The sequence below is a fragment of the Clostridium sp. AM27-28 genome (assembly GCF_003480955.1).
Taxonomy (GTDB): domain Bacteria; phylum Bacillota; class Clostridia; order Lachnospirales; family Lachnospiraceae; genus Otoolea; species Otoolea fessa.
In genome coordinates, this window is the sequence record NZ_QUJT01000012.1 from 44,990 (window position 1) to 57,283 (window position 12,294).

Below are 12,294 nucleotides of genomic sequence, written 5' to 3' on the forward strand. Positions count from 1 at the left end.
ATACGGCAAATTCCTGACGAACTACTTGCTTACAATCAGGCCTCTAACTGCCCACTCATAATTTTCCACCGCTTTGGTATATTCCAGCTCGGCGGTCTTATACGATGCCACGCTGCTGAGCCAGGAACACTCAAGCCCCAAATAATTGGCTCTTGAGAGCATTCCCAGTGCGTTCTGGCGCTTTGCCGCCTCGTAGCTCTGCGCTGCCGCCTGATATCCAGCCGTCGCACTGTCATACGCCTGTTTCTTTGATACCACCGCCGCATAGAGGTTCTGAACCGTGATCGTCACCGAATCCTCGGTATAGGCGACGTTTCGCTTCTTGACTGTGCGGTTGGAAGACCCTTCCGCTTTCGCTGCACGCACAGACATCAAATCATAATTTGCGCTGACTGCCGCCTGTGTATCGGCTGCCAGATCCATCGCCGCGATCCGGGACGCATCCGGAACCGGCACATCCGCAAAGGTTACCGACGCATCCGCGTCAAATCCAAGTAGCATTAAAATATTCTGTTTGAGCTGCAATGCCCCGTTTTCTGCCTGTTGGGCGCTGGAATTGGCCTGCTGCAGCGCCTTCTGCGCCGTCAGAACCTCCTGCGCGGAAGCACGGCCGAGCGCCTGCATCTTCTGTGCGGCATCCGCATTTACCTGGCACATCTCCACATTCTTTTTCGCTGTCTCCACCTGCGGGAGCAGTTCCTCATACTGGATGAGCAGGTTCTGCACCGCCTTGACTAACTTATTCTTCGTCTGGCGCAGGGTCCGGGCGTAGGTGCCGGAAAGCTCCTTGTTCGTAAGCTTTGCCCCCTGTTTGCGCAACTCTCTCGCTGCCGCCTTGTAGCCCTCAAACAGCTCTCTCGTCTCCGCATCCATATCGTCGGACTTCAGGTCCATCGCATCTTCCATGAGGGCGCTTGCCTCAGCCGCCAGGGCAGTTCCCGCCGACTGGCTGGTCGCCTGGCTGTAGAGCTGGGAACGCAGGTTTAAATACGTGCTGTTGTAGCCCTCGATCCGCCATGCGATCTCACCGTACTCCAGCGTCCCGTCCTCAAGCTGCTCTTTGGTGTACGGGGAAGTCTCCTCCTCCATCTCGGTATTGCCGCCCGTCAGCACCGGACCGGTCGCATCGTCACCGATCCGCGCATCTGAGCCGATCCCCGGTGTTTTAGCCGCATATGCCGGCATCGTCATAGCTGTGCTGACTAACGCCGCCTGTAAAAGAATGGCAAACAGTTTCTTCCTGTTTTTCTTCATCTTACTCATCTTCATTTCCTTTCGGCGCTCTGCGCGCCCGCTCCCGATTCTATCCCAGCGCCCCGTTTCAGGATACCGAGTGTCAGGACAAACCGTTCCCGGATACGGTTTTCCGGGACTCCGTCGTGAAAGCTCTTGATCTCCATCGCGATCGACATCATCGCCATGCGGAAAAAGCTCATATATTCCTCCCAGCCCATCTTCCGCAGGGATTTTCCCACGCACGCCTCATAAGCGGCGCGTTCCAGCTTCTGTCCACGCACGGCGCGTGGACTGTCCAGATCGGAGCTGAATATATCAAAGAGCAGCGCCTCACGGCTGCTGCACTCCATGATGTTGCGGATGAAATCGGTGCGTCTCTCATCGCGGCACAGGGCAAGCGAACCGTTTAAAAACTGCCCTAACATCTCCCAGATGTCCCCCTGCGCCTCTTCAAGGCAGCGCACGCCGCACTCATAAAATTCATTGATAAAACTCTCACACAGATATCCTAAAACATCCCATTTACTGTCAAAATACGTATAAAAACTGCCCCGGGAGATCCCGGCATCTTCTATCATACGGTTGAGCGATGCTTTTTCTATCGTTGTCCGCGTATATTCAGCCATACACGCGTCCCGGATTTTCTTCTGTTTTTCCTCCGGCAACCGCTTAAATCGTTCCGACGGCATCTTCTTCTCCCCCTTTTTCTATCAGTACAGGCAGCTTCCCCGCCCCGGGTCCGCCGCCTGACAGATTCACTGCTTAACCTGCTTTTCCTTAGTCGCAGTCCAGCTTATCATACTCATCTTCTTTGCCTTTTCCCATGTTATAAACCACTCGGTAGAAGGACGGAAGCAGTACCAGCGTCAGGATCGTCGCCGCAACCAGACCGCCGACGTTTACAAGCGCTAAGCCCTGCATCATCTTGCCCGCCTTACCAAATGCCAGACAGTTCGGGATCATCGCAATGATGGTCGTCAGTGTCGTCATGCAGATTGGGCGTACACGGATCGCACCTGCCTCTACCAGCGCCTCGTCTAACGGCATCTCCATCCGTAGCTGGTTGACCGTATCCACATACAAAATACCGTTGTTTACAACCGTACCGACCAGCATCAGGAAACCAAGCATGGAGTTCATACTGATCGGGCAGTCCGCCAGAAACAGGAATCCAAAGGAACCGATCAAACTGAACGGGATCGTTGCCATAACCATCAGGGAGAATTTCGGGGACTCAAACTGGATCGCCATGACAATGAAAATCAGAAAGATCGCTGTGACAAGCGCCATTCCCAACGCGGAAAGCTCCTCGCCCATCGACTCATCCAGGCTATTGGTCGCCATCTCAACGCCGTACGGGAATTCCCAGTTCTGCACGAAGCTCTTGACATCTTTTTCAGCCGTCTTCTTATAATCTGCCTGTGCCTGCATCGTGATCGATACCTGGTACTGTTTCTCTTTTCGTGAAATCTCCTGTGGGCTATCCTGGTAGTAGATCTCTGCCAGATCCTCCAGCGGAAGCGTATTACCCGTCGCCGTCGTGATCATCATGCCCTGCAGTTTCGCGATGGAATCGTAGCGATCCGGCGCAAATTCTACCTTCACGTCCTGATCATTGCCGTTGACGGAGATCGTCGCCGCTTTCACACCGCTTAAATTACTGTATACCATCGAACCGATGCTGGCCGGGGTCAGTCCCTCTGCCTCTGCCTTAACCGGATCCACATTTACCTTGATAACCGGCGCCGCATTCTCAACAGAAGAATGTACCTGCATAACATCCTCGCGCTTGCGAAGCTCAGTTACCAGATCATCCGCTGCCTTCTTTAGGGTGTCGTAATCAGTACTCTGCAGATCCACCTCAATTGAATCACCGCTGCTCATGCTGCTGCTCATACTGCTGCTGCCCTGTTCCAAGGTAATGGTCGCATCAACGTAGTTCTGTGTCGCATATCTCCACTTCTCGATAACCTCGTCCGTGGAAAGTTTTCTCTTATCTTTTAAGTAGGCATTCAGCGTCACATCACTTCCGGAAGTCATGCTGACACCACTGTTTCCATATGTCATCAGGTAATGATCCACATCCTCGTCTGTCTCTACCATATTTTCCAGATCGAGCACAGTGTCACGGATCGCCGATACCGAATAACCCGGTTTCGTCTTGATCGTCATCGTGACGATACCTTCATCGATCGAAGACATCAGCTCCAGGTTCAGTCTGGACGCCATGAGGATGGACAGGACAACCAGCACTGCAGTCGTTCCGAATACAAGCGCATAGCGCTTGATGACATGCGGCATATGCTTGCGATACCAGCCCTGGATGCCTTTGATTATACGTCCTGCCGGCGCATGATCCTTCTCAACCGGATGCCAGAACATATAGCAGAGCGGCACGATGATGACTGCTGAGAATAAGGAAGCCGTCATACAGAAAATGATCGTGTACCCGAGCTGTGTAAAGAGCTGTCCAGACATACCATTTAACATCAGAAGCGGAATAAATACAACACAGGTTGTCAGCGTACCGCCGGTGATCGAGCCGATCATCGTGCGCGTACCTTCCAGCGCCGCATCATAGAAATCCAGTTTTTCCTTTGCCCGGAAACATCCGTCGAGGACGTTGATCGAGTTATCAACCATCATACCTACACCGAGAACGAGCGACGTCAGGGAAATAATATTCATTGAGAATCCCATCGCCGCCATACAAATGATCGCCAATACAACGGAGATCGGAATGGACGTACCTACGATGACCGACGCACGCAAATCGCCATAGAATAAGAACAGAATGATCATGGACAGGATGATCGCCAGGATCAGGGTCTGGATTACGCTGCTTAAAGACTGTTTCAGCGTGTCACTGGCATCATCTACCACGGTGATTTTAAGACCCGGATACTGCTTTTCAATTTCCTGCACCTTCTTGGTTACCTGGTTGGAAACCTCGATCGCGGTGGAACTCTGCTGTTTTTTGATTCCCAGGGAGATAACATCTTCGCCATTGTAACGTCCGATCGAGCTTGCATCCTCCAGCGCCTCATAGACATTTGCGATATCAGAAAGATGGATCGTCTCACCGTTTGCCAGCGGAAGTACGACATTTTTCAGACTTTCCGTGCTCTTAAATTCGTTGCCGACACTGACGTCGAGATCCTGTTTTCCAACCCGGACATCGCCCGCCGGGATCGTGAAATCGGCGGCACCGACTAACTGTGCAACCGTATTCATATTCAGGTGGTACTGTGCCAGTTTTTCCGGAATCAGTTCCACGCGGGTGTAGCTATCCTGACCGCCGGCAATCGAAACCTCGCCGACCGAGCTTAATTTCTCAAACTCAGGAACAATTTTGTCATCTACATATGTATAAAGGTTCTGATCAGCGTCGCCGCTGACTGCCAGCGTAACCGTCGCCATCGAGTTGATATCCAGCTCCATGATATTCGGATCGTTGGCATCGTCCGGCAGATCGCTCTGAATGCCATCTATCGCCTTTTTCAGGTTAATGTATGCGGTATCCATGTTGGTACCGTACTCATACTGGACAATGACGATCGATACATTTTCACGGGAAATGGACTGTACCTTATCGACCGAGTCCAATGATGTGATCGCATCTTCTTCTTTCTTGGTAACCAGATCGGTTACGTCCTCCGGGCTGGCTCCCGGATACACCGTAGCGATGATTAACATCGGCATCTCCATCTCTGGCGTCAGTTCCAGCTTCATGCCCATGACGGACTGAAGGCCGAAGTACGCGATGGTAATCAGACAGAGAATGATGGTAACCGGACGCCGCAGTGCGAGTTTTGTCAGTCGAATCATTCTTTGTCACCTGCCTCTGTCGTCTCCGCTGCTGTCTCATTGTTTCCGTCTGTCTGCGCGCCATCGGTATCCTGTGCTAACAGGACTTCTCCCTGATCCACCAGCTCGTTGCTCCAGCTCACGATGACCTGGCTGTCACTCGTCAGACCCGATTTTACTTCCATATTTTCATCGTCATAGATACCTGCTTCGATCTCGGTCTTCTCCGCTTTTCCATCCTCATAGAGGTATACAAACGGGGCACCGTTGTCATAGCTGACTGCATCGACCGGAACGGTCAGCACCTGGCTGACATGGTCCATGATAACCGTCATTTTTACGCGAGAACCATTCGTAAGACCTGCTGCATCCGGCACCATCGCACGCGCGTCATAAAGGCCGCTGCTCTCGTTGACCATAGATCCGATTTCGGTTACAGTACCGGTGTAATCCGCACCATTTTTCTCCAGCGTCACGCTGTCGCCCAACTCCATCGTCTGGTGGATCTTCTCGGTGATGCCGAATTTAACCTGTAACTGGCTGGCACCGGAGATCGTGCAGATCTCGCCTGCCGGAGATACATGATCATGCGGCTCGACGCTCCGGGACTCGATCACACCGTCGATCGGCGCCGTCACGGTCGTGTATTTCACCTGCAGATCGTACTGGTTCTTCGCAGATTCATAGGAAATCTTCGCATTCTGTGCGCTGTTTTGTGCCTGCTCCATCGCCTCCTGGGAGACAAAACCATCAGCAAAGAGCGCCTGGGTACGGCTTAAATTGCTGTCCGCATTCTTTAAGGCAACGGAAGCCGCATCCACCTGTAGCTTTAACGCTGTCAACGCGTCGGAATCGATCTTGCACAGCGCCTGCCCTGCCTGGACCGTATCGCCCGCCTGGAAGTAAACCTCCAGCACCTCGCCGCTCATCTTAGGCATGACGCTCGCGCGGGACTGCGGCTCTACCAGTCCGGTCAGATCCGTGTACAAGCTGATGTCCTGACGAACCGGATTTTCTACTCTTACGGTTGGACGGGATTCATATTCCACCGCCGTATTCTTATGACCGCATCGGGACAAAACGACAGCGCCAACAACTACAATCGCAGCCAGCGCCAGAATCTTTCCTCTTTTTTTCATAATTTCCTCCATCTATGCTTGTTCTTGGTAAAAATTTTTCTCAGTCTATATTTTACTCATCTCGTATACACTTTGCCACTCCCAAGTTCGGACAGGTGTGTACACAAATTTGTCAAAATGTATCCATCTATGTTCATCTTTTTTCATAGAACCCGAATTTTCCTGCCGCTGACCGTTTTTTCCGGATACATGAAAGCAAAAACGCAGGAAAAACCAACCAAATACCGCTGATTCCTCCTGCGTTTCCTTGTTCCATTTTCTAATTGACAATAATTCGTAACTGTTCAGTACCTTCACAGTCACGCGCAAAAATCCATTAAAAATTGCCTACGGCAATGGGATTTTTGCCTGCTGGCCCATGTTTTCGTACGGTCAGCGCAGTAAATGCGCAGACCTACTGAACAGTTACAATAATTCTCAAAACTGCCGGAAACCTGCTTTCCTAACGGACCTGCATAGGGTCGCACCCGGTGCATTTGCGGATCACGCTCATGAACGTGGCGACGCGCTCCTTCACATCCGCCTCATCCTTAAACGGCGCGTCAAACGCAACTCCCATAACCGAGAAAATGATGATCTGCACCGCCATCGCCGCCTCCGGCATCGTCAGGTTCTTAAACATACCAATCCGCTCCAGATGGTTATAAAAATACTGGTACACCTTTTCTCCCATCTGACGGCGCAGCGCCATGAACTGTACCGACTCGGACAATGCCCGGATATGCTTCTGGTTTTCCATGATATACATATACAGCTGTGTCAGCGCCTTCTCCGGATCTGGCTGGCTCATCGTCTCTTCCATGATGCGCTTCATCTCGCGTTCCATCCGGTATTCCATCAAATCATATATATCTTTAAAGTAATAATAAAATGTTTTTCTTGTGATCCGGCTCCGCTCAACCAGCGCCGTAACCGTGATCTTCTCGACCGGTCTTTCCGACTCCAGCTCGATATAAGCCTCTACAATCCGTTCCTTCGTATTTCCCTGCTGCATACTCTTTTCCTCCGGCAAACCGTTGTTGTTTTAGTATAGTTTAAAATTCAACAAACTGCAAGTATTGCCTGAAATTTCCATGTTCCTGCGATGAATCGTTACTGTTCACGCATGCGTGCCCAGTAACGGAATTTGCCGTGGCTTCGCATTCAAATACGGCAAATTCCTGCTGCCACCACGTTTTCTTACGGCACTTTCGGTTCCAAAAGTGCCTACCCGTGAACAGTAACGATGAATCCGCGTTACTGTTCACGCAAACGTGCTTACTTGTGAACAGCAGCCGATACGACCGATCCGCTTTCGTGTTTCACACGCCCTTCCACCTGCGGCAGTTTCTGCGAGTATACAACCACCCGGTCGCCTTCCAGTATCTGCGTACCGCCGTCTGGAATGACGATCTGGCTGCCCCGCTTTATCATCACAATGATCGTATTCTTATAGAAGCGCGCCTCCGCGATCTTCTTACCACACCAGCGGTGATCGGGTGTCATCAGAATCTCTTTTAAAAGGATTCCCTGGCTGTCCGTAAAGCCCTCTGCACCCAAGACGACGGTATCCCCTTCCAGAATTACAGTCTGCCCTTTGGGCACAATCGTCTGCGCGCCGCGCCGGATCACTGTGATTAACATACCCGGAAGCATCTCAATCTCACAGATTTTACGGTTTTTCCACGGATGATTGTCCCCGATCGGAAGCTGCACGAACTGAATCTGCATATCGCCCGTATAGTCTGAGAACGTCCGCATGACATCGGTCGAGTTGTCGATCATGTCGCATTTTTCTGCCACCTTCGGAAGCAGCGAACCCTGAAAAATGATGGAAAATAAAACAACGCAGAACACGATGTGGAATATATCATATTTCATATATCCCTCATTGAGCGTCGCCATGATCGCAAATACGATTGACGCCGCACCGCGCAGACCCGCCCAGGAAATAACCAGATACTGCCCGATCGGCGGTTTCGACGGTGCGAGCAGCAAGCCAACCGCCGCCGGACGCGCCACAAATGTTAAAAACAATGCGATTGCGATCGCCGGAAGCACGATCGACGGCATCTGCGAGGGAAACGCCAGAAGTCCCAGTAAGAAAAACAGAAGCATCTGCATCATGCCGGTAAACGCATCAAAGAAGCCAACCAGCGCTTTCTGGTTCTTCAGCTCCTGATTTCCAAGGATAATACCGGTCAGATACACGCTTAGGTAGCCATTTCCGCCAATCTGGGATGCAAGCGCGTAGGAAATGATTGCCGCCGCAAAGACAAAGATCGTGTCAAATCCCTCGCCATAAAAGGCATACCGCTTTAAAAGCCATGTCACCAGCCACGCGACCGCCGCGCCGGTCAAAAGCCCAAATGCGAGCTGGCGGATCAAAAGCAGAACCGCCGAACCGCCGCTCACACTCCCCGTCATCGCAGACAGCAGAATCACCGTCATCATGTACGCAAACGGGTCGTTGCTTCCGCTCTCTAACTCCAGCATGGATGCCGTGCCGTATTTGAGGTTCAGCTTGCGCGAACGCAGGATCGAGAACACGGATGCCGCATCGGTCGATCCAAGAACTGCGCCGAGAAGCATTCCTTCCATCAATGCCATCTTAAGCACCAGATGACAAAACAGCCCGGTCAAAAACGCCGTCAGCACTACACCCGCCGAGGATAACAAAATCGACCGCCCCGCGACCGGCTTCGCCTCACTCCAGCGCGTGCCGAACCCGCCGTAAAACATAATAAAAATCAGTGCCACCGAGCAGACCTGTTCCGCCAGTGCAAAATTGCCGAATGGAATCTTAAAAATACCGTCCGATCCAAACAGCATTCCCAGCATAATAAAAATAAACAACGTCGGCACCCCCAGCCGCCCCGAAAGACGGCTTCCCGCGATGCAGACAAGGATAATAATCGCTACGACCAGAAGCGCAAATGAAGTTGAAATATGTATCATTCCTTTCTATGTTTAGTAGGTATCATAAATGTGGTGTTTTTATAATGATACAATATCTCTATGCCTCTTTCGTGTTAAGATTCCATTAAAAAGAGGAAATCTTACAGCGACAGATCTCCCTTCGCCCGCGCCCTCCGGTCGCGGATCGACTGGATCACCGGCACCAGGAACATTGCGACGATACCGCCCGCAAATCCATTGTTATAGAGGTTCATGCCCCCATACACGATCCCGACATTGAGCGCCACCGACGCGTGCAGAAAACCGGCTAACACGCCGCATAAAATTCCAAACTCTCCGGCGATCGGCGCCAGCGTCGTGGAAAAGAGCAGCGCCAGAAGTGCCGACGGATTCGTGATATCCCACGCCCGGACGGTACTCGCAATGCAGACGCCCGCCATGATCGGGAAAATATTCCGCAAATGTTTTCCAGTCGCACTGAATCCAACGATGGTAAAGATTCCGCCGATCGTCGGTCCATTTAGGTTTCCGCCGACTGCCAGCACAAAGAAGGTCGCAAACAGACCATTGAGTCCCATGTTGAGAAGCGTCACCGCACCGCCCAATTCCAGCAGGTAATCGGTACCGCCGATTCCCGTTGTCGCAAGGAGTTTTTCATACCCTAAAAGCGTATCTTTTCCGCGCCACAGCACTGCCACCACCGACATGCCTGCAAACAGGACAAATAGCAGCCCTAAAAGCATCGCATCATTGCCGGAGGACCAGATAAGACGCGCCTCCGTCTCAATTCCAAAGGACTTAAACGTGGAGACCAGGACCGTCGCAATGATACCAGAGGCAAATCCCACATTATAAAGGGAATATCCCTTATGGGCATAGTGGGAATGCGTCGCGAGCGGTGGAAGCACGAATCCGATACAGATTCCCACCAGAATCGTCACACAGAAGCGCTGCCAGAGCGGCAGCTCCACCACGTGCATCAGCTGTGTGATGATCGGAGACAGGCTCGTTCCGTAGATGCCGACATAAATATAGTTGGATAAGTGCATTTTATGATATTTTGCATAGAGAAATACACCCAGAAAAATCGCCCAGATATTCATCAGATTTTTTCCGAACAAAGAGAATCCAAACATCAGACAGCAGGATGTGATCGTATGCCCGTCCATCTCCATCCCAAGACTATAGACAAAGTAGATGCTGATAAGCGCCATCATCCCGGCATTGACAAACGCGGCTCCCATGCCGCCGACCGCAATATAATCGGTGATCAGGAAATCCGGTTCCCTTATGATTTCATAGATACCAGTCACAATGGAGTCAAACGGCTGTATAATCAGCCCCACTGAAATGAAATAGATCGGAATCAGTGCCAGAAGAAAGAATTTCATCTCTCTGGACAGAGATTTCACTGTAGTCATATACGCACACCTTTCAAAAAAGGGATGCAAAAAAGATTCCGCATCTTTGCACCCCCGACTGTTAACATTCTATAAAAATGGTTACTATTCTATTGTATTGGATTTTCAACTGTTTTGCAACTGATTTTTTTCTCACTGTAACCCGTTATGAAACCCGTCCGACAGAACCGGCTGCCCCCATTCTCATGTGAAATTGTTACTCTTCCTCCGGCGCACTTCCCAGCACATAACCGCGCTCTTCCAATATTTCGCGCAGCTCATCAACCACCGCCCCCAGCTCTTTACCTTCCTCGTCGATCGTGATGTCCGCGTATTTCTCAAAATACGAGATCCTCTCATGGTAGAGATCCAGAAGTGTCATGCCGTCTTTCAGCGCCACGCCGCGGTCCTTGACATCGCCGACGCGTTTTACCAGCTCGTCATAGGTAATTTTCAGATAGACAACCAGTCCGATGGATTTTAAATGTTCCATCGCTTCCTTTCCGTAGATCACGCTGCCACCCGGTGCGATGACCGCCTGCTCGGCTTCCACCCCCGCGTTGACGCGGTTCTCCACATCGAGAAATCCGTCCAGTCCCTGTTCTTCGATGATCTCGCGCAGACGCTTACCTTCCTGTTCCTGAATCAGCAGATCCACATCTATAAAGGAATAGCCCAGTCTCTTTGCTAAAAGCACTCCGACCGTGCTCTTTCCTGCGGACGGCATACCAATCAAGGTTACATTATTTTTCATCTTTGGCACCTCTTCTTTTTCTTTACACTCCATCCAAATGTTCCAAGAAGCTCTGAAAGCCCATAATAGCCGCCATGCGAATACACAATCGGTTCCGCCTTTGCAAGCTCCAGGCTGCCGCGCTCGTTGAGCCACTGCTCGTCCACGCTGACACCCGTTACCTCTGCCAGAAACATATGATGTGACCCCAGTTCCTTGACTTCGGTCACCCGGCACTCGATCGCGACCGGGCTTTCGGCGATCACCGGCGCCTTCACCGTCTGCGCCGGAACCGGTGTGAGCCCTGTCTCCTTCCATTTATCCACATTCCTGCCGGAGCGGACGCCGCAGTAATCGGTCGCATACGCCATCGACTCCGTCGCCAGGTTGATGACAAACTCACCGCTCTCCCGCAGCATATGGTAAGAATAGCGCTCCGGGCGCACCGAAATGTACGCCATCGGCGGGTTCGTACAGATCGTGCCCGTCCAGGCAATCGTGATGATGTTGCTGTTTCCTTCGCAGTCCGCCACTGTGACCAGCACCGCCGGAACCGGATAAATCATATTGCCCGGCTTCCACTGGGCGCGCGGTCCCGGAGTGTTCCGGGTCTCCATCCGTTTTTTCAACTGTCCTTCCGGGTTCTGCCTTGCTCCTCCCCGGCGACGCTCTTCTGGCTTTCCAGCCGCTCTCTTCTGTGCCATCCCTATATCCTCTTAATCGTTGTCCGGGAGAAGTTTGATCCGGACCATGATCTGTTTCACCATGCTTCCTTCCGGCAGGCTCATATCATCGATATGCGTCTGTGCCGGCAGATCGCCCTCTTCCTCCAGCTCCAGGCTGATCCAGTTGTACGCTGCCTCCCGCGCATTTTCCACCGCATCCTCCAGATCCGGACCTTCCGCCTCGCAGCACTCCAAATCCGGGAAATATGCATCATACCCTTTTCCATCTTTCTTAGGCGTAAAAACCGCCGGATATACAAATGTCATGGTATCCTTCCTTTCCGTCCGACCTTCCTGCCCTGCACGAACTATCACTGGATTTTCCGTATGAAACAATCCCGTCCGCGCACTGTCAT

The 12,294-nt window shown here is 51.7% G+C and carries 10 protein-coding genes; all 10 read right to left on the minus strand.

The genetic code is table 11. The features are described 5' to 3' along the window. Positions 1 to 21 precede the first annotated feature (21 nt). The 10 genes from DW720_RS12860 to DW720_RS12905 all read right to left on the minus strand — a co-directional run bounded on the left by DW720_RS12860 (position 22) and on the right by DW720_RS12905 (position 12,205). Positions 22 to 1,263 carry a TolC family protein gene (locus DW720_RS12860; protein ID WP_182427990.1) on the minus strand — a complete coding sequence of 414 codons (1,242 nt, stop codon included), beginning with the start codon at positions 1,261 to 1,263 and terminating at the stop codon, positions 22 to 24. Positions 1,264 to 1,265: 2 nt separating this feature from the next. Continuing rightward, positions 1,266 to 1,925 carry a TetR/AcrR family transcriptional regulator gene (locus DW720_RS12865; protein WP_118293719.1) on the minus strand — a complete coding sequence of 220 codons (660 nt, stop codon included), beginning with the start codon at positions 1,923 to 1,925 and terminating at the stop codon, positions 1,266 to 1,268. Between the two features lie 88 nt (positions 1,926 to 2,013). Next, the gene (locus DW720_RS12870) at positions 2,014 to 5,064 is read right to left on the minus strand and encodes an efflux RND transporter permease subunit (RefSeq protein ID WP_107001739.1); all 3,051 of its coding nucleotides are present in this window, start codon (positions 5,062 to 5,064) and stop codon (positions 2,014 to 2,016) included. Continuing rightward, positions 5,061 to 6,182 (minus strand): efflux RND transporter periplasmic adaptor subunit, encoded by a 1,122-nt coding sequence (locus DW720_RS12875; RefSeq protein ID WP_227589701.1) that lies wholly within the window; start codon positions 6,180 to 6,182, stop codon positions 5,061 to 5,063. Before DW720_RS12875 ends, DW720_RS12870 begins: the two co-directional genes overlap by 4 nt. A gap of 442 nt (positions 6,183 to 6,624) precedes the next feature. Further along, entirely contained in the window at positions 6,625 to 7,176 is a 552-nt protein-coding gene (locus tag DW720_RS12880) for a TetR/AcrR family transcriptional regulator (RefSeq protein ID WP_117796615.1), read from the minus strand. A 263-nt stretch (positions 7,177 to 7,439) separates the two neighbouring features. Next, positions 7,440 to 9,119, minus strand: coding sequence for a potassium/proton antiporter (locus DW720_RS12885; RefSeq protein WP_118743103.1), 1,680 nt, complete (start codon positions 9,117 to 9,119; stop codon positions 7,440 to 7,442). A 101-nt stretch (positions 9,120 to 9,220) separates the two neighbouring features. Further along, complete coding sequence (locus DW720_RS12890) at positions 9,221 to 10,501, minus strand: DUF1576 domain-containing protein (protein ID WP_107001742.1); 1,281 nt, start codon at positions 10,499 to 10,501, stop codon at positions 9,221 to 9,223. A 196-nt stretch (positions 10,502 to 10,697) separates the two neighbouring features. Continuing rightward, positions 10,698 to 11,234: a shikimate kinase gene (locus DW720_RS12895; protein ID WP_022360009.1), complete on the minus strand. Its 537-nt coding sequence runs from the start codon at positions 11,232 to 11,234 to the stop codon at positions 10,698 to 10,700. Next, positions 11,231 to 11,917, minus strand: a complete 687-nt coding sequence (locus tag DW720_RS12900; protein ID WP_333489860.1) for a flavin reductase family protein — start codon at positions 11,915 to 11,917, stop codon at positions 11,231 to 11,233. Before DW720_RS12900 ends, DW720_RS12895 begins: the two co-directional genes overlap by 4 nt. A 12-nt stretch (positions 11,918 to 11,929) precedes the next feature. Then, on the minus strand, positions 11,930 to 12,205 hold the full coding sequence (locus DW720_RS12905; RefSeq protein ID WP_107001743.1) for a type II toxin-antitoxin system HicB family antitoxin: 276 nt from the start codon (positions 12,203 to 12,205) through the stop codon (positions 11,930 to 11,932). Positions 12,206 to 12,294: the final 89 nt, after the last annotated feature.

Coding starts and splice junctions, on each gene's coding strand:
- DW720_RS12905 (WP_107001743.1), bottom strand. CDS start 12,205: ATGACATTTGTATATCCGGCGGTTTTTACGCCTAAGAAAGATGGAAAA.
- DW720_RS12895 (WP_022360009.1), bottom strand. CDS start 11,234: ATGAAAAATAATGTAACCTTGATTGGTATGCCGTCCGCAGGAAAGAGC.
- DW720_RS12860 (WP_182427990.1), bottom strand. CDS start 1,263: ATGAGTAAGATGAAGAAAAACAGGAAGAAACTGTTTGCCATTCTTTTA.
- DW720_RS12875 (WP_227589701.1), bottom strand. CDS start 6,182: ATGAAAAAAAGAGGAAAGATTCTGGCGCTGGCTGCGATTGTAGTTGTT.
- DW720_RS12880 (WP_117796615.1), bottom strand. CDS start 7,176: ATGCAGCAGGGAAATACGAAGGAACGGATTGTAGAGGCTTATATCGAG.
- DW720_RS12885 (WP_118743103.1), bottom strand. CDS start 9,119: ATGATACATATTTCAACTTCATTTGCGCTTCTGGTCGTAGCGATTATT.
- DW720_RS12890 (WP_107001742.1), bottom strand. CDS start 10,501: ATGACTACAGTGAAATCTCTGTCCAGAGAGATGAAATTCTTTCTTCTG.
- DW720_RS12865 (WP_118293719.1), bottom strand. CDS start 1,925: ATGCCGTCGGAACGATTTAAGCGGTTGCCGGAGGAAAAACAGAAGAAA.
- DW720_RS12900 (WP_333489860.1), bottom strand. CDS start 11,917: ATGGCACAGAAGAGAGCGGCTGGAAAGCCAGAAGAGCGTCGCCGGGGA.
- DW720_RS12870 (WP_107001739.1), bottom strand. CDS start 5,064: ATGATTCGACTGACAAAACTCGCACTGCGGCGTCCGGTTACCATCATT.